14 protein-coding genes are annotated in these 18,704 nt (G+C 45.8%); 11 read left to right on the top strand and 3 right to left on the bottom strand.

All coding sequences use genetic code 11. The features are described from left to right. Positions 1-438: 438 nt before the first annotated feature. The gene (locus tag AB6F11_RS08925; protein ID WP_017064099.1) at positions 439-3,216 is read right to left on the bottom strand and encodes an insulinase family protein; all 2,778 of its coding nucleotides are present in this window, start codon (positions 3,214-3,216) and stop codon (positions 439-441) included. A 305-nt stretch (positions 3,217-3,521) separates the two neighbouring features. Between AB6F11_RS08925 and sixA the strand changes: the two genes are divergently transcribed. Further along, positions 3,522-3,986, top strand: coding sequence for a phosphohistidine phosphatase SixA (gene sixA, locus AB6F11_RS08920; protein WP_102320193.1), 465 nt, complete (start codon positions 3,522-3,524; stop codon positions 3,984-3,986). A 111-nt stretch (positions 3,987-4,097) separates the two neighbouring features. Here sixA and smrB read toward each other — a convergent pair whose 3' ends face one another. Then, a complete protein-coding gene (gene smrB, locus AB6F11_RS08915) occupies positions 4,098-4,628 on the bottom strand; it encodes an endonuclease SmrB (RefSeq protein ID WP_017068963.1) in 531 nt (176 codons plus the stop codon). A gap of 62 nt (positions 4,629-4,690) precedes the next feature. Here smrB and prmB point away from each other — a divergent pair, with 62 nt between their 5' ends. The 10 genes from prmB (at position 4,691) to hflX (ending at position 16,951) form a co-directional block, all read left to right on the top strand. After that, positions 4,691-5,623, top strand: a complete 933-nt coding sequence (gene prmB, locus AB6F11_RS08910) for a 50S ribosomal protein L3 N(5)-glutamine methyltransferase (RefSeq protein WP_017060640.1) — start codon at positions 4,691-4,693, stop codon at positions 5,621-5,623. 226 nt (positions 5,624-5,849) lie between these two features. Beyond that, positions 5,850-6,491 carry a LysE family translocator gene (locus tag AB6F11_RS08905; protein ID WP_102320192.1) on the top strand — a complete coding sequence of 214 codons (642 nt, stop codon included), beginning with the start codon at positions 5,850-5,852 and terminating at the stop codon, positions 6,489-6,491. 534 nt (positions 6,492-7,025) lie between these two features. Further along, positions 7,026-8,483 carry a protein adenylyltransferase SelO gene (locus tag AB6F11_RS08900; protein WP_102393535.1) on the top strand — a complete coding sequence of 486 codons (1,458 nt, stop codon included), beginning with the start codon at positions 7,026-7,028 and terminating at the stop codon, positions 8,481-8,483. Between the two features lie 159 nt (positions 8,484-8,642). After that, positions 8,643-9,371 (top strand): response regulator, encoded by a 729-nt coding sequence (locus AB6F11_RS08895; protein ID WP_102393534.1) that lies wholly within the window; start codon positions 8,643-8,645, stop codon positions 9,369-9,371. A 45-nt stretch (positions 9,372-9,416) separates the two neighbouring features. Beyond that, positions 9,417-10,862, top strand: coding sequence for an ATP-binding protein (locus AB6F11_RS08890; protein WP_102393533.1), 1,446 nt, complete (start codon positions 9,417-9,419; stop codon positions 10,860-10,862). Between the two features lie 111 nt (positions 10,863-10,973). Continuing rightward, positions 10,974-12,221, top strand: coding sequence for an ABC transporter substrate-binding protein (locus AB6F11_RS08885; RefSeq protein WP_017066147.1), 1,248 nt, complete (start codon positions 10,974-10,976; stop codon positions 12,219-12,221). Between the two features lie 181 nt (positions 12,222-12,402). Continuing rightward, positions 12,403-13,341 (top strand): carbohydrate ABC transporter permease, encoded by a 939-nt coding sequence (locus AB6F11_RS08880; RefSeq protein ID WP_010439457.1) that lies wholly within the window; start codon positions 12,403-12,405, stop codon positions 13,339-13,341. Continuing rightward, a complete protein-coding gene (locus AB6F11_RS08875) occupies positions 13,338-14,195 on the top strand; it encodes a carbohydrate ABC transporter permease (protein WP_009848502.1) in 858 nt (285 codons plus the stop codon). Before AB6F11_RS08880 ends, AB6F11_RS08875 begins: the two co-directional genes overlap by 4 nt. Positions 14,196-14,201: 6 nt before the next feature. Continuing rightward, positions 14,202-15,314 carry an ABC transporter ATP-binding protein gene (locus AB6F11_RS08870; RefSeq protein ID WP_102393532.1) on the top strand — a complete coding sequence of 371 codons (1,113 nt, stop codon included), beginning with the start codon at positions 14,202-14,204 and terminating at the stop codon, positions 15,312-15,314. Positions 15,315-15,583: 269 nt separating this feature from the next. Then, on the top strand, positions 15,584-16,951 hold the full coding sequence (hflX, locus tag AB6F11_RS08865; RefSeq protein ID WP_102393531.1) for a GTPase HflX: 1,368 nt from the start codon (positions 15,584-15,586) through the stop codon (positions 16,949-16,951). 113 nt (positions 16,952-17,064) lie between these two features. On the opposite strand, the gene pfaD is transcribed toward hflX, so the two are convergent. Further along, the gene (gene pfaD / locus AB6F11_RS08860; RefSeq protein WP_102393530.1) at positions 17,065-18,702 is read right to left on the bottom strand and encodes an eicosapentaenoate synthase subunit PfaD; all 1,638 of its coding nucleotides are present in this window, start codon (positions 18,700-18,702) and stop codon (positions 17,065-17,067) included. Between the last annotated feature and the right edge of the window lie 2 nt (positions 18,703-18,704).

Here is an 18,704-nt window from a genome sequence, read left to right as displayed (position 1 = left end):
AATGACGGGGAAGTGATGTGTTCTGTCTGGCCGTCTTGGCTTGGTGTGGGAGATTTCCGACTCAGTCATTCTTCCTTCTCGGGAATGACGAGGAGAGGGATGTGTTCTGTCTGGTAGCGTTGGCTTGGTGTGGGAGATTCCCGACTCAGTCGTTCCTCCCTCTCGGGAATGACGGGGAAGTGATGTGTTCTGTCTGGCCGTCTTGGCTTGGTGTGGGAGATTCCCGATTCGGTCGTTCTTCCTTTTCGGGAATGATGTTCAAGAGATAAAAAGTAAGTTATTGCGTTGATTGGAAAGGTGGTCAAACACACCTCAATCAAAACAACCGTCATCTCCTAAAGCGACGAAGGAGCGTAATAGGAGATCTGCTTTTGGGCTGCATCCAATAAAAAAGGTTGATGCTTTCACATCAACCTTATGATTTTCATTCCAGCTTTATCAGCCTAGCTCAGTATCTTTCGGGCGTAACTGAAACTCATCAATAGAGCCAATTTCAACACCTGCTGACAGCTTCTCTTCCTCATTATGAGCATTACCGTGAGCATGCATAATCAGGCGATTTGCCGTGCGTGGTTTTAGCTGGCTAACCACAAAACGCATCATGTCTGAGCGAGTTAACCCCTTAAGGTCTTCCAATACGCGCTCTCTCTGGTTGAACTCAACATCCTTATTGCCTATCGCAACCCATAAGCGCTGAGCTCGCCCTCGCAAAGTCGTATCTGGTGTCGAAATCTGATTCCAGAGACCGCGCTTACTGCTGTGCCATTGATAGTCGTTAAGCTCCAACAGCACCATGTAAAAGGCATTGAGGAACTCATCTATTGAAGCTAACAAGTCAGCAGGGGCGGCATTCGGTGATTGCACATACAACACAATACCAGGGTGTCGGTTGAGCGGCATATTGCCAGTACCGACCATGTAACCTAGCTGCTGCTTGGTTCGTATCTCATGGAAGAAAGTGGCCGACATCAAATGGTTTGCCAATGAATACAGCGCGATATTTTTAGGTGAAATATCAGGGCATTGGTAATAAACCACAATTGCTGAATCATCTTGGTTACACACCACTTCACGTTGGAAGCTGCCGTTTTCACCGAGCATGATGAGCGGACGCAGTGATTCTTCGTAAGCCTGATCTTGAACACGCAGTGCATCTTTTAGCGTTTCAGCCATCTTGTGTGCATCGGCTTTTTTCCAGTCGCCATACACAAACATCTCAACATGAAGTTCCGCCAAGATTGCTTGAACAAAAGAGGAGAGCTCATCGACCTCTATCGTTTCTAGGGCTTCAATTAACACGGAATAAGGCGGGTTATTTGGTTGAAGTATCCCAGTCATTGCATTAAACAACTGCGAAATAGGGCGATCTTGCGACGCGTTGTTCCAGTTTCTGAGCAATTGATGCTTGATGGTTTCGAAGCGTGTTGGACTAAAGTCGCGTGCTTGGAAACGTTCAAGAATCATATTGAGCAGTTGTGGCTGTTTCTCGCTAAACCCGGACAGAGTGAGCGTTACACCGCCCTGATGGGTGTACATGTTGTAGCCCATTCCGGCGATTTCAGCCTGATACGTATCTTTTTCGAGTGAGTCTAAGAACATCTCTACGCACAAGCGTGTTTTAACGATATTTCTTGGGCTAGCAACTGAGTGCGGGCTATCGATAGCGACATACACCACACCTTTAGGAACTCGAAATTGATGGTCTTGCAGGTGCCACAGCTTAAAGCCGTCGAGCTCTTCTAACAGTTGTGGGAACTTAGCGTCACCTTCCAGTTCAGTCGGGTCTAGATCGTAGCAAATAAACGGGTTTTTGCTTGGGAGTTCAAACTGCCAACCGGGGTTAATGCACGTAAAGCATTGAACTTGTTCAGCGCTAAAAGGTGTGACCGAGTAGGGCGTAAAGTACCACTTCGCTTCCCTGTCATACTCGAATCCCTGAGCAACAATGGTCGCTCGCATGTTGTCTACGGTTAAATAAGGCAACAAAGAACGCTGTAATTCGTCATCGAAATGCGACATTTTGTAATCGCCATACACCACATCTTGCTCTTGGTAGTGCTGCATGTTGATGACGAGGTGGCTGACGACATCAAGCGGTCTTGCTGGCTCTTGAAAGCGGAAAGCAGACTCTAAAACGGCGCGTTTTTCTAGGTAGCGCCACTCTTCTATGCCTTGTTGTTCGACTAACTTGATGTACTGAAATATCGCTTGGATGATGTTATCGGTTTTGGTTAAACCTTCTATGGTCAATGAGCAACTGACTGTGAAATCACGGTAGTTACTGCCACTCGCGCCACCACCTGCAGAGAGAGATGTTATCCAGCCTTTCTCTTTGAGTTGCATCATCAAACTGCCTTCACCTTCGTAACCTAAAAGGTGGGCAAAGAACGACAAAGGCTTAACGCCGTAGTGTTCGTCCATGCTTGGCATCGGGAAGGTTAAGATCAGTTTGCGCACTTCTTTAATCGGCTCAACGCGGACTTGTACACCCGTACTTAACTCGCCGACAATCGGAACTTCAACCTTTTTGCCTTGTAGGTTGTGATTGGTGATTGAGCTAAAGCGATCCTCAACCCAGCTTTGCATCTCATCTAACGACTGATTGCCAGACAGTGTCAGTGTCATCAAGTCAGCAGAGTATTGTTGCTGGTGGAAAGCCAAGATCTCTTGTCGAATCGTCTCGCCGTTTCTGTCACCCAACGTATCGATATTACCGACAGAAAACTTCGAGAATGGGTGATTGTGATTCACCAGTTCTTTGGTAACTTGGTACAAGCGTCGTGAGTCGTCGTTGAGTTTCATCTTGTATTCGGAGTCAACGGCTTGGCGTTCTTTGTCTAACGCTTCTTCGTTGAAAAGGGGAGCGGTAAAAAATTGGCTGAAGCGATCGAGTGCGGTTTCAAAGGCATTCAATTCAACATCAAAAAAGAAGCAGGTGTGCTCTGTTCCTGTCCAAGCGTTGTTGCTACCGCCATGCTGGCTGATAAAACTTTGGAACTCTCCGACCTTTGGATACTTTTCAGTTCCCAAAAATAGCATATGCTCTAAGTAGTGAGCTAAACCCTCTCGGTCTGTAGGGTCATCAAAATGCCCCACATTGACGGCTAATGCGGCTGCTGCTTTTTGAGCATTTTGATCCTGAACTAACAGTACACGTAACCCGTTATTTAAGGTTATGTAGCGGTATTGATGTTCATCATTTGGGCTTAAGTGCACAGGAGCATCTCCAGAGAAGGTGGTTTTTAAATTATGTACCCGATGATTCGGCGTGCAAACCTTGTGATCATATTTTGGGATATGAAGTGCTTTTTGGCGATTTCTAAATCACTTTTATCGATTTTTATCAGTAATTTATTTTCTTTTAACAAGATTGTTAAGAAAGTCGAACTCTTTGGCAAGTGACTTGATATAATTATTTATATTGACTGCGGTTTCTCTGGATTGAGAGCCAAACCTAAGTAGCGTTTCGCTGATATATGGGATATATCGACTTTCGACATGTTACGAAGACAGGATTGAACATGAAAATATTCATTATGCGCCACGGTGAAGCAGAACATTTTGCCAACTCGGATGCAGAAAGAGCGTTGACCAAGCGCGGGAAAATGGCTTCTCTTGCCGTGGCACAAGCTGCAAATGAGCAGGGGATTAGTCAATTCGATAAAGTGCTGGTGAGCCCATATTTAAGGGCACAAGAAACGTGGTTAGAGATCTCTCAGGCGTTTTCTGGAAAGAAAGTAGAAACCTGTGATGATATTACGCCTTATGGAATGTCCGACGATGTGTTTGATTTGACCTTAGCAATGGCTGAAGTAGAAAAACTAGAGACCATTTTATTTGTTTCTCATTTACCTCTAGTTGGCTACCTAACTGCAGAGTTTGCAACAGGCATTGCGCCGCCTATGTTTCCCACTTCGGGCCTAGCGTGTATCGACTTCAACCTTGAGACACAAAAAGGTGAGTTGCTTTGGAACATCAATCCATAAGCTCGTTGAGCTCTGTTTGATGACAAAGTTGCAGACAATTAGAAAGGGCATCTCAATATGATTGGGATGCCCTTTGTTGTTTTTTGGTGAGAGAGAGTTTGTTAACCAGAATTACTTCTCAGGAACCGAAAGCAAGACTAACAGCGCGCCATTACCACCAAATTCTAAAGGTGCTTGGTGAAAAGCCATTACATCTGGGTGTTGTGCTAACCACAAAGGCACTTTTTGTTTAAGAATGTGCTTACCGATACCATGTTGCACGCAAGCACAAGCTACGCTCTCTTTAATACAGTGAGCAATCATAGCTCCTAGTTCGCGCTTTGCTTCTTGTTGTGTCATACCATGCATATCTAGATACACGTCAGGCACGTAAACACCGCGACGCAGTCGCTTGACTTCGTATTTAGAGACATCATCACGCGCATAGCGTGTTGGCCCTTCCTCACTAAGGTGCGGAATGAACTCGTCAGAGAAATAAAACTCGCTATCGCTAGCTTGTCTTGCCGTTCGAGTAATTTCTTTTTGTTTGGCATTTCTTTTTGGCTGCTGGACTATGGTATCCTGTTGCAACTTTTTAACGCCCTTTACTGCATCGTTGAACAGGGCGAAATCGTCATCAAAGTCGGTGTCTTTTTTGCTCATCAGGTTATGAATTCTAATTAGAAACGTAATTAGCAGTATTGTAGCGCTTTTCGGAGACAATTTTGGATAAGATTTTTGTAGAAGAAGCGGTATCAGAACTACACACGCTTCAAGATGTGATTCGTTGGACTGTTAGCCGCTTTAACGCAGCGGGCCTATTTTATGGTCACGGCACTGATAACGCGTGGGATGAGGCAGTACAACTTATCTTACCTACTCTTTATCTGCCGATTGATGTTCCTTCGCATGTGATGAACTCTCGTCTAACGAGCAGCGAACGTCTACGTATTGTTGAGCGCGTAATCAAGCGTATTAATGATCGTACACCAACGGCTTACCTAACCAACAAAGCTTGGTTCTGTGGTCTTGAGTTCTTCGTTGATGAGCGCGTTCTTGTGCCTCGTTCTCCAATTGGTGAGCTGATCGAAGCTCAATTCCAACCTTGGTTAACTGAAGAGCCAACTCGCATCATGGATATGTGTACGGGTAGTGGTTGTATCGCTATTGCTTGTGCTCACGCATTCCCAGACGCTGAAGTAGATGCGATTGATATCTCTACTGACGCATTGCAAGTTGCAGAGCAGAACGTTCAAGATCACGGCATGGAGCAGCAAGTGTTCCCAATCCGTTCAGATCTTTTCCGTGATTTGCCAAAAGAGAAATACAACCTGATCGTATCTAACCCACCTTACGTGGACGAAGAAGATATGAACAGCCTGCCAGATGAGTTTACTCACGAGCCAGAACTTGGCCTAGCAGCGGGTACAGACGGTCTGAAATTGGTTCGTCGCATCTTAGCTAATGCACCAGACTACCTAACTGACGACGGTATTCTTATCTGTGAAGTTGGTAACTCAATGGTTCATATGATGGATCAGTACCCAGAGATTCCATTCACTTGGATTGAATTCTCTAACGGTGGTCATGGCGTATTCATGATCACTCGCGAACAGCTCGTTGCTTGTGCTGATGAGTTCTCTATCTACAAAGACTAGTTAATAACGGCTAGTTTTTAGCTTCGTACTTGGTAAGACGTTCTATTTGAAACGTTTTAATTTAAACGCCATGCAGCAATGCATGGCGTTTTTTATTGCCGCCATTTTGGGATTAAGTAATCAACGCAGAATAAATAATGTTCAATATTTAGTTGCCTAATATGCATAGCTATTACATATTGGTGACTAATGTTTAGCCGATTTAGTGAGTTAAGGAGAATTCGCGATGAGCTTTGATACATGGATTTATTATTTGTTGGCAGTACTGATTTTAACGGCATCGCCGGGCCCAAGTTCTTTATTGTGTATGACCAAAGGTGTGCAATCGGGCTTTAAATTATCAATATTTACTGCACTGGGCAGCTTAACGGCGATCACCGGAATCTTAACGTTATCGTTCACCGGCTTAGGGGTGATCATTGCCTCATCGGAAGTGGTGTTTAATGTCATTAAATGGACAGGCGCTGCCTATCTTATCTACCTTGGCTGGAAGTCTTTACGCTCTAACCAGCAAGATTACGACAAGTTATCGGATCAACAAGGCGGTGCTCAATCTGTCAAAGAAAGCGCTGCGCAACATTACTTAAGTGGCTTTATTGTTGGCGCGAGTAACCCCAAAGCTATCTTGTTTTTTACTGCACTTTTCCCACAGTTTATTGATCCCTCAATTGCGCTATTACCACAGTTTACCGTGTTTGCTTTTACCTTCGCAGTGATGGAATTGTCTTGGTTATTGGTGTATGCCTACTTGGGGGCGAAGTCGTCAAATTGGTTGTTTGCGAAAGGTCGAGCCAAGGTCTTTAATCGTGTCACTGGAGGTGTCTTTATTGGGGCTGGCGCACTGCTTTCGACGACCAGTCGAGCATAACTTTCTGTTTTATCAGAGAGGTGAATGGTTACAGAATATTCTTGATGCTGTCATAAAAGGTTAATATTAATGTGCTTGCTGCTTTTGGCGAAAAGCCGATATATTGTAGTTACACCATCACGTTCTCAAGGAGAGACATATGCAGCATCAAGAAATGATTCAACACAGTAACTTTGGCGTAATCAGTCGTACTTGGATTTTCTCTACCCTTTCTCTAGTGGGTATTCTTGCTCTAATGTAGTCAGCTTCATGGCTCTATAGTTTTAGTTTTTATTATGAAATCACTTGTTAAAAAGTCTTCAAAGTCAGAACTCTTTCTCTTATAAATGTGGCTTTCTCATCAGGCTAGCCACTTAACTTTTTCTTAGTCATCTTCTTCTAGCAAGCATCCCCCAGTAATTTACTCCTAGTCACCACTTTCTTCCTGTGGAATGGTTTATCACCTTACCTCTATAAACAAGCGCCATCGCACTTCTGAAGTTGTTACGAAACTGTGATAATCTTAAGTTATCTTTTATCTACAGTGTATCTCTCATGTCTGTCTGGGATTCTATTTCATTTAACAATCGATTTACTGCATTACCTCGACTGTTCTATACCCCAATCCAACCAACTCCGTTAAGCAATGTCCAATGGCTCGCCTGGAATCAAACCCTTGCAACTGACCTTGGCTTTCCGTCATTTGAGAGCGCTTCAGAAGAATTGCTAGAAACGTTATCTGGCAATGTGGAACCAGAGCAATTTTCTCCGTTATCGATGAAATACGCAGGCCATCAGTTTGGTGCTTATAACCCTGATTTAGGTGATGGAAGAGGGCTGTTATTAGCTCAAATTGTCGCGAAAAGTGGCGAAACGTTCGATTTACACCTTAAAGGTGCCGGTAAAACTCCCTATTCACGTATGGGCGATGGACGCGCTGTTATTCGATCAACCGTTCGTGAGTACTTATGTAGCGAAGCGATGGCAGGGCTCAATATCCCAACCACTCGCGCGTTGGCTATGATGACCAGCGACACACCGGTATATCGAGAGAAGCAAGAGTGGGGCGCATTGTTGGTGCGTGCTGCCGAATCACACATCCGTTTCGGTCACTTTGAACATCTGTTTTATACCAATCAGTTGGCTGAGCATAAGTTGCTGGCCGATAAAGTCATTGAATGGCACTTCCCTGAGTGTCTCGATGAAGAGAAACCCTACGCTGCTATGTTTAATCAGATTGTTGACCGTACCGCGGAGATGATTGCGTTGTGGCAAGCGAATGGTTTTGCTCATGGCGTGATGAACACCGATAACATGTCGATCATCGGGCAAACTTTCGATTATGGTCCGTTTGCGTTTCTTGATGAATATGACCCAAGATTGATCTGTAATCACTCGGATTACCAAGGTCGTTATGCTTTTAACCAGCAGCCAAGAATAGGGCTTTGGAACCTGTCGGCACTGGCTCACTCACTTTCTCCGCTGGTGGATAAGGCCGACTTAGAGGCGGCTTTAGAGCAGTACGAACCGCAAATGAACGGTTACTTTAGTCAGATGATGCGTCGTAAGTTGGGGCTACTTTCGAAACAAGAAGGCGACAGTCGTTTGTTTGAATCTATGTTCGAGCTGATGTCGCAAAACAAAGTCGACTACCCAAGGTTCTTTAGAACGCTATCGAACCTAGACACCTTGTCGCCACAAGAAGTGATTGATCTTATAATTGATCGAGAGGCAGCAAAACTGTGGGTAGATAACTACTTACAACGCTGCGAATTGGAAGATAGCTCAGTGGTCGAGCGCTGCGAAAATATGAGACAGGTAAACCCGAAATACATCCTCAGAAACTACCTAGCTCAGCTAGCGATAGACAAAGCAGAGCGCGGTGATAGCAGCGACATTGACGCTTTGATGGTGGTACTGGCAGACCCTTATGCGGAACACCCGGATTATGAATACCTTGCGGCTCTACCTCCTGAGTGGGGTAAAGCCATGGAGATCAGCTGCTCTTCATAACCAACCAATAGCGGATTAAGCCCTAAAGATTCAGATAGAGGTCACTAAGTTGTGATCTTTATCTGTTTGTTCTTCTAACTTTACAAACATGTCAATAATCAAACAATCGGCCAGCCTATACACTATGTGAATAAGTTGTAAATTTAATAGGTTTGGGCGATGCCAACAAATACTCGAATTCTCGTGGTGGATGATGATCAAGAAATCCGCGAGCTGCTGGAAGAGTACCTCACAAAATCTGGTTTCGATGTTTCTTCTGTGGGAGATGGTGTTGAACTAGAAGCTCATCTGCAAAACCAAGGTTATCCAGATCTGATTCTGCTTGATGTGATGCTACCCGGTGACGATGGTTTTACCTTGTGTCAACGCGTCCGTAAGCAATCGAATGTGCCTATCATCATGCTGACTGCCGTATCGGATGAAACCGACCAAATTATCGGCTTAGAAATTGGTGCTGATGATTACATTGCCAAGCCGTTTAGCCCTCGTCAGTTAATGGCGCGTATCAAAGCGTTGTTGCGCCGCGTTCAAGTGGTGGATGACAAGACAAGTGATGCATTGCCAAAACAGATTGTTTTTGGTGATTGGACGCTTGATACGTTAGCGCATCGAATTTCCCACAATGAAAACTCGGAAGAGATGGATTTGTCGGGCAGTGATTTTTCTCTGTTGATGTTGTTCTTAACTCGCCCTAACGAAGTTCTCGACCGTGACACTATCTCATTCGCGACCAGAGGCCGTGAAGCGTTGCCTTTTGAGCGAGGCATTGATGTGCAGCTTAGTCGTCTGAGAAGCCGATTGGGCAACAGTGGCAAGTATCCTCACTACATCAAAACCATGCGCGGTAATGGCTATATCCTCGCTGTGCCTGTTCAGTATGAACACTGATAATCAAGTGATGTTAATGAGCACCTCGGCAATGAAGTATTTCCTATGAACGGGTTGAGTCGGTTAAAGCCAAACTCTTTGGTTGCCAGAACATTGTTACTGACCTTGTTAGCTGTGGTGATAGCTCAAGGTATCGCAACGTCTATTTGGTATAGCGAATCCAAACACAAAGAACTGGAGGGGATTCGTTCTGCCTCTTCAAGCATGGCCAATATGTTTGCCTCGACGGTGACTTTCTTCCAGTCTCTGCCCGTTAAATATCGCCATATCGTGTTGGATCAAATCCGCAATATGGGCGGTACGCGCTTCTTCGTTTCTTTCAATAAAGAGGCGTTGATTGTCGAACCGATCCCTGATACCCGTTTAAAAACCGCCTCGATTGAAGCGATAGAAAGTGTTTTGAGTAGCAAGCTCAATAAAGTCGAATCAGTGCGGGTTGATTTCTCTCGCCCTGAACATCTTCGTTTGCTTAAAAATGACATCTACTTGAGCGATCTCCCACGATCGTGGGCACATCATACTTTAACCTTAGAACCTCTTAACCCTCCTATTCTGGTTGTTCAGATAGAATTAGCCAGTCATGAATGGGTGTATATCGCCGCGTTGTTGCCTGCGCCTTACGTCAAACTCGACGATACGATTCTCGGCAGAGAACAGGTGATCTTCTTAGTTTCCTCGACCCTCATTCTTTTGGTTTTGACTTACTTGATGATTCGTCGGCAAGTACGCCCTCTTAAAAAATTAGCAAGAGCGGCCAATGAGATGAGTATGGATATTCAGCAGCCGCCACTTAACGAAGAGGGGGCTACTGAGCTGGTGACGGCGACCCGAGCGTTTAATCGAATGCAGCAACGGATTCGTCGCTATGTTGCCGACCGTGAGCACCTTTTCTCTGCAATCTCACATGATTTAAAGACACCAATAACACGGCTTAGATTGCGTGCAGAGTTGTTGGAGAGTGAAGCAAAGAAAGACAAATTCAACAAAGATCTCGATGAGCTTGAGATGATGGTTAAGGGCGCTTTACAAGCGGTAAGAGATACCGACCTTCACGAAAACAACGCCATTATCGACCTCAATGAGATGATGCTCTCCGTGATTGAACTGCACAACCAACATCAAACCTTGGTTGAGTTTGAGCCCATTGTGGTTGACCCGTTAGTCGCCAAACCATTAGCCATTAAACGTGTGCTGACCAATCTTATCGACAACGCTGTGAAATATGGGACATCAGCTGAAGTCGATATTAACAGTGATTCGGTGTGGGTTATCGTGACTATTCAAGATCACGGAAAAGGTATTCCTGAAGACAAGTTAGAGTTGGTGTTTGAACCTTACTTCAGGCTCGCCACTGACGACCAAGGACACGGTTTAGGGCTTGGAATCTGTCGAAACATCCTACACGGACACGGCGGAGATCTCATTATTCGTAACTCCCCTCAAGGCGGCTTAGAAGCTAAAGTCTATATTCCACGCGGCCTAGAAGTTTAATGTAACAATTGTGTTACATTGAGCTTACCTTTTGTTTCAATCTTACAAATCAGAATAAGTAGACTCTGTATTGAACCGGACGTCGAGTCCGCTAAAACATGGAAGATAATAATGAAAATCAATAAAACCCTACTTACTCTATCTCTTCTTGCTGCCTCAACATTTTCTCAAGCTGGTGAAGTGGAAGTGCTTCACTGGTGGACTGCCGGTGGCGAAGCGAAATCCGCAGCTGTACTGAAAGAGATGATTGAAGAACAAGGCCATACTTGGAAAGATTTCGCTGTTGCTGGTGGCGGCGGTGAAAGTGCGATGACTGTTTTGAAAACTCGAGCAGTGTCGGGCAATCCTCCATCTGCGGCGCAGATTAAAGGTCATGATATTCAAGAGTGGGGTGGTTTAGGTTTTCTAACGTCTCTCGATGCAACTGCGAAACAAGAAAAATGGGATGAGCTACTGCCAGAAGTGGTCACTAAAGTGATGAAGTGGGATGGCGAATATGTCGCAGTTCCTGTCAACGTTCACCGTGTTAACTGGCTTTGGGCGAACCCTGTTGTTTTAGAAAAATCAGGCGTGACGGTTCCAACTACGTTAGATGAGTTCTTTGTTGCCGCAGACAAGATTAAAGCGGCTGGCTTCATTCCACTGGCTCACGGTGGTCAACCTTGGCAAGACGCGACGGTATTCGAAGCGGTGGCACTTGATGTGCTAGGCAGTGAAGACTACAACAAAGCGTTCGTTGACCTGGATATGGACGTGTTGTCTGGTGACAAAATGGTGGAAGTATTCACCAAGTTCAAAAAGATGCGTGATTACATCGACAGCAACTCTCCGGGTCGTGATTGGAACGTAGCAACTTCGATGGTTATCAATGGCGAAGCGGCAATGCAGATCATGGGTGACTGGGCGAAAGGTGAATTTACTGCGGCAGGCAAAGTACCGGGTAAAGATTACATCTGTGCACCAGCACCGGGCACTGATGGCCAATTCACTTTCAACATCGATAGCTTTGCGTTCTTTGAGCTGAGTGACAAAGAGAACCAAAAAGCGCAGCAAGACCTAGCGAAAACCATTCTTACCAAAGATTTCCAAGAAGTCTTCAACCTTAACAAGGGTTCTATCCCTGTACGTCTAGATATGGACATGTCTAAGTTCGACCAATGTGCGTTGGATTCAATGGCAACCTTCAAAGCGAGTGCGAAATCTGGCGATCTTGTTCCGAGTATGGCTCACGGCCTAGCGACAACAAGCTACGCTCAAGGCGCGATTTACGACGTGGTAACCAACTTCTTCAACGAAAAAGATGCCGATCCAAAACAAGCGGCAGCTAAGTTAGCAAAAGCAGTGAAAGCGGCTATCTAATCTAACTTGATAAGCGACACACAACGCACGTGAGTGACGGGTTGTGTTGCTTTATCGAACCCCCAGGGTGGGTAGGCTCGTAGGGAGCCTATCTGCTCTTCACTCCCAATTCTAATATGCGTGATGCTGATGTGGTGCCGAAAGGTAAGCCATTGGCTCGATTGTGCAACAAGGATAAGTTATGGAGCATGTTTTGACTGAGTCGACTCCAAAACCCACAAGGAGCCAGCCTGCACCGAAACCGAGTTTTGCTGACAGGTTGCAACATTGGTTACCTAAAATTGTGCTGGCGCCAACTGCGTTAGTGACCGTGGTGTGTATCTACGGTTATATATTTTGGACGGCCGCATTGTCGTTCACCAACTCTCGATTTCTTCCGAGCTTCAACTTCGTTGGTTTAACCCAATATGAAAAGCTGATGGATAACGATCGCTGGATCACCTCGATCACCAACCTCGGTGTGTTTGGTTTTCTATTCATGGCGATTGCTATCTTGCTAGGTGTTGGTTTAGCGGTATTGCTTGACCAAAATATCCGCCAAGAAGGCGCGATTCGTACTATCTATCTCTACCCAATGGCGTTGTCATTCATCGTGACGGGTACGGCGTGGAAATGGATTCTTAACCCGGGTCTTGGCATTGAAAAGTTGATGCAAGACTGGGGATTTACTGACTTCAAATTTGACTGGCTCGTCAATTCTGAAATGTCGGTTTACACCTTAGTGATTGCAGCACTTTGGCAGTCTTCTGGATTCGTGATGGCGATGTTCTTAGCAGGTCTGCGTGGCATCGATTCTTCAATCATCAAAGCGGCTCAAATCGATGGGGCAAGCTTACCCACTATCTATCTCAAAATCATTTTACCTTGCTTGCGTCCTGTGGTTTTCAGTGCGGTGATCATCACGTCACACATTGCGATTAAGAGTTTCGACCTTGTGACCGCGATGACAGCGGGTGGCCCAGGTTATTCATCGGATCTTCCAGCGCTATTCATGTATGCCCACTCATTTACTCGTGGTCAAATCGGCCTTGGTGCTGCCAGTGCCATGATGATGCTTGCCGGCATTTTAGCGATTCTCGTGCCTTATCTTTACTCTGAACTTAGGGAGAAAAAGTCATGATGAATAACATCAATTTTGCTCGAATCTTTATTTATTCAGCACTGCTTTTCTTCTGTTTAGTGTACCTAATGCCATTGTTCGTAATGGCGCTGACGTCATTCAAAACTCTGCCAGATATCAAGGCGGGCAACCTGATGAGTTTGCCAAAAGAGTGGGTGTTCGATGCTTGGTATAAAGCGTGGGACACCGCTTGTACGGGCGTTAAATGTGAAGGCATCAAAGGCTACTTTTGGAACTCATTCCAAATGGTGATACCTGCGGTTGCGATCTCAACATTGCTCGGAGCATTCAACGGCTATGTGGTCACTAAGTGGCAGTTCCGAGGCTCAAACCTGTTCTTTAGTTTGTTGTTGTTTGGCTGCTTTATTCCGTTCCAAGTCGTACTTCTGCCAATGGCGACCATGCTTGGCAAGATGGGCTTGGCTAACACAACCATTGGTTTGGTGATTGTGCATGTTATCTACGGCATGGCGTTTACGACTCTGTTTTTCCGTAACTTCTATATCTCGATTCCGGATGAATTGATCAAAGCGGCAAAACTGGATGGTGCAGGCTTCTTTACTATTTTCTTCAAGATCTTATTACCGATCTCTACACCCATCATCATGGTGACGGTGATCTGGCAGTTCACAGCAATCTGGAACGATTTCTTGTTCGGGGTGGTGTACTCAGGCTCAGAGACTCAACCAATCACCGTGGCATTAAACAACTTAGTTAACACCAGCACGGGCGTTAAAGAATACAACGTCGATATGGCTGCCGCGATCATCGCTGCACTGCCAACGTTGTTGGTGTATGTCTTCGCAGGAAAATATTTTGTTCGTGGCCTAACGGCAGGATCAGTAAAAGGATAATTACCCATGGCAACATTAGATTTAAAACAGATCCGTAAAACCTATCGCAACGCGGACAACGAAACGTTAAAGGGCATCGACATCAGTATCGATTCGGGGGAATTTTTGATACTTGTCGGCCCTTCGGGGTGTGGAAAATCCACCTTAATGAACACCATTGCTGGGCTAGAGAATATTAGCTCGGGTGAAATCGTGATTGATGGTGTTGACGTGGCTCAGGTTGAACCCAAAGATCGCGACATCGCGATGGTATTCCAATCATATGCGCTATACCCAAATATGACGGTACGCGGCAATATCGCCTTCGGTTTGAAGATTCGTAAGATGCCACAAGAGGAAATCGATGCAGAAGTGAATCGAGTCGCTGAAATGCTGCAAATCGAACAGTTGCTGGATCGTAAACCGTCACAACTTTCTGGTGGCCAGCGTCAACGTGTCGCTATGGGGCGTGCTTTGGCGCGTCGTCCTAAGCTGTACCTATTCGATGAGCCGCTTTCTAACTTGGATGCCAAGCTGCGTGTGGAAATGCGTCATCAGATTAAACGTCTGCACCAAAAGCTGAACACCACCATTGTCTACGTGACTCATGATCAGATCGAGGCAATGACATTGGCTGACCGTATTGCGGTGATGAAAGATGGTGAATTGCAGCAACTCGGTACGCCGCAAGAGATCTACACCAAACCAAACAATATGTTCGTGGCGGGCTTTATGGGGTCACCATCCATGAACTTCATTAAGACCATGGTGGATTTGGATGAGGAACAGAATCCGATCATCAAAGTAACGGGTACGGCTGAGCAAGAGCACCACATTCGATTACCACAAAGCATGCGTGAACAAGATGGCAAAGAAGTGGTGATTGGCCTGCGCCCTGAACACATCACTGAGCAGGAAAGTGAAGATGTGTCGGCAACGACCAAGCTAGATTTACAGCTGGAAGTCTTGGAACCTACAGGGCCAGATACGATTGCGATGGTGAAAGTGAACAACCAAGAAGTAGCGTGTCGCTTGTCGCCAGAATTTGAAGTGTCAGTTGGGCAAATGGCGCCGCTGCATTTTGACTTATCAAAGGCGGTATTCTTTGATGCTCAGACTGAAGCGAGAATTGATTTTTAGTTTTTGAGACAGTAGCTCAATGAGAGTCTAAGCTTAAACAAAGGCAGTATCACTAACTTATAATAAGTAACGTGATGCTGTCTTTTTTGTGTTTTAGCCTGTTTTATTTCCTCACGAAAACAGAGGGATAAACGAGATAAATGGATTAACTGCAATAATATCGTTAATTAGCCTCCGTTAGCTCTATAAAGCTGACCGAGAACAGCGTAGGATCGCGCTACTTTAGACCAAATACTAGGTTGCACATTAGTGCATAAACAGAAGAATACATGAAACTAACAGCAAAACCCTCAGCTAGTAACGCTTTACTTATTTCTATTACGACACCGGACTTCAAAGGTGACGAAGCAAAAGAGTCTCTTGCCGAACTTGCTCGCTTAGTAACAACCCTAGGGTTTAAAGTGGTCGGTACACAATCACAGCACCACAGTTCAACACAACGACAAAACGTGTTGGGCGCAGGTAAGCTTGCAGAAATTGCACACTTAACCGGTTACCAAGGTTCGATTGAAGAAGCCGAAGATGAAGATTTTATCGATGAGTCTTTTGATTTTCGTGCTGGTATCGATGAGTTAGATTTTGATGATCTTCCATCTGAAGACGTGGAGTTTGGTACTGCTGACGTAGTGGTATTCGACTGTGATTTGAGCCCATCTCAACTGCGTAATGTAGAAGCTCACTTGGGTGTAGAGGTGTTTGACCGTACTGGTATCATCATTGAGATCTTCAGCCGTCATGCTCGTACTCGTACCGCACGTCTGCAAGTTGAAATCGCTCGACTAAACTACCTAGTGCCTCGACTGCGTGAGACGGCCGACGGTGATAAAGAGCGTCAAATGGGTCAGGGTGCTGGTGAAACCTCACTAGAGCTTGACCGTCGTAAAGTACGTGACCAAATTGCTGCGCTTAAGCGTGAGCTGGTTAGCGTACAAGATGAAATGAAGAACCGACGCACACAGCGTTCGGAACTTTTCACTGTTGCTCTGGTTGGTTACACCAACGCGGGTAAATCTTCGATGATGCGTGCAATGACCGCAACCGAAGTGAGTGGTGAAGACAAGCTGTTCGCAACCCTAGATACCACGGTTCGTGCACTTCAGCCGATCACTCAGCCGCGTATCTTAGTGTCAGATACGGTTGGTTTTATCAAGAAGCTGCCACATGATCTGGTTGCTTCATTCCACTCAACACTAGCAGAAGCGCATGATGCTTCATTACTGCTTTATGTGGTTGATGCTTCTGATGTTTCATTCCGCGCACAGCTTGATGTGGTACACGAAGTATTAGCGCAAGTGGGCGTTGAAGGCAGCGAAAAACTATTGGTACTGAACAAGTGCGATAGATTGAGCGAAGAAGAACAGTTAGAGCTGATTGAAGAATTCCCAGATGCAATGCTGACCTCGACTCGTGACCCGCTCGATATCACCAAACTACACAAGTACATTGTGGGTGTGGCTGAACAAGGCATGATCGAAGAAGAGATCACGATTCCTTATTCTGGACAAGGCATTATCGGTGAGATTCGCTCAAACATGAGTGTGGTGAAGGAAGAATACGACTACGAATGCATCAAGCTTACTGTACGCTCAAGTGCAATTGATTTAGCGCGCTTGAAAAAGTGTATGCAGAAGTCTTAATTTTGTAGCGAGCCTGGCAAGAACAACCAAAAGAAAAGCGACCCGATAAGGTCGCTTTTTTGTTTCCTGTCGCTGAGTAATTAGTTACTCGTCAACCAGTCCATTTAGGTCATTTACGCCATTCTTTGAGTTGGCTTCCATCGTGCTAGTTCTGGATCAAGCTTGATGCCTTGCGAAGTCAGCAGGTTAACACGTGCTAAGTAAGCCGCACCGTGCATCAGGTGCTTAGCAAGGTCGACCGCATTACGCTGCTGGTAATCATCTAGGTAGCTGTCTTTTGCCCACGCGTTGAATGCGCCAAGTGCAGGGCCAGCCCATACTTGATAATCCATTTCACGACCTTGTTCGCCCGTGTTTGACCAGCGGCTAGAAAGCCCCAAGTACCAGCGGAAAATCAACGCCATTTTACGCTTCGGGTTGCCTTCAGCGCGTTCGATCTGTTTAGGGTCGCGCTCGTTAAAGTGAGCAACAGTACCTGCCCAGATGTCATCCAATGTTGAACGGAATACCTGCTTCTCTAGCTTTTGACGTTCTTCAACTGGAATCGCTTCAATGGAGTCGTAGCGTGTGTAGATCTCGTAAAGCTTGTTTGCACGCATTGGGAACAAGGTACCGCGCTTAACCACTTGCAGCTTCACGCCCATTTCGAACATGTCTGCTGCCGGAGCCATAGTCACGTCAGCCATTTCAGTTGTCGAAAGCAGCTTACGTGTGTGTTCGCTCGCGCCAGCTTCAACACAGGCTTGGTTAATAGAACCAGTAACAATGTATGCCGCGCCCATGTTAAACGTTGCTAGAGCTGCGTCAGGCGTGCCGACGCCACCACCACAACCAACACGCAGCGGTGTTTTGAATTGGTACTGAGCTTGGATCTGTTCTTTCAACGCAAGAATCGTTGGTAACAGGGTGACTAGAGGGCGGTTATCGGTGTGACCACCAGAATCCGCTTCTGCAGTAATGTCATCCGCCATTGGAACCAACTGTGCTAGCTCCATCTGTTCTGCTGTGATTCGACCTTCATCAACCAAAGCTTGCAGCATTTTCACAGGAGCAGGCTGCATGAACTTGCTTGCGACTTCAGTACGGCTCACTTTTGCGATGACTTTGTTGCCAATCTGGATTTCGCCTTTTGCATCACGGCTTAGACCAGCAGCACGATAGTGAACAATTTGCGGTGTTAAACCTAAGAAGGCTGAAGCCTCAACCGTTTTCACTTTGTGCTTCAAAAACAGCTCTACACTGCCGCGCTCTAGTGCAGGTTCACTTGGGCTGTGAATCAGGTTAAACGCGTAAGGGCCGTTTGGTAGCGCTGCTTGAATACGGTTGATCGCTTGCTCAACGCGAGACGGGATTAAGCCTGCCGCGCCAAATGAACAAAGAATGCCTGCCTGACCAAGCGCAATTACAAGCTCTTCAGATGAGATGCCGTTGGCCATTGCGCCTGCGTAGTACGCGTATTTTACGCCATGACAGCGACGAAACTCTTCGTCGCCTAGGCTTTGTGTACCAAGAGCTGGAGCAAAGGCGCTAACAGGTTGGCTGTTCGCTGAGCTTGCTGAATCGCCCGATGCAATCTCAGATTTTTGGCTTACGCCTAAACCTTTTTCTGGGTGGTTCACGACGTAACAAGCAAGGCTTAAGTCTTTCAATATTGTCGACATTGCTGCGTTATCAAAGCGAGTTGTGCTCTCTTCGATCTGCCAAGGCCACGGAGATAGCTTTTCGTTATTGATAGTAGTTTGAGTTGTCATAC

This window comes from Vibrio sp. 10N.247.311.14 (genome assembly GCF_041467715.1).
Taxonomy (GTDB): domain Bacteria; phylum Pseudomonadota; class Gammaproteobacteria; order Enterobacterales; family Vibrionaceae; genus Vibrio; species Vibrio crassostreae_C.
This window is presented reverse-complemented; position numbering and strand designations above follow the sequence as displayed.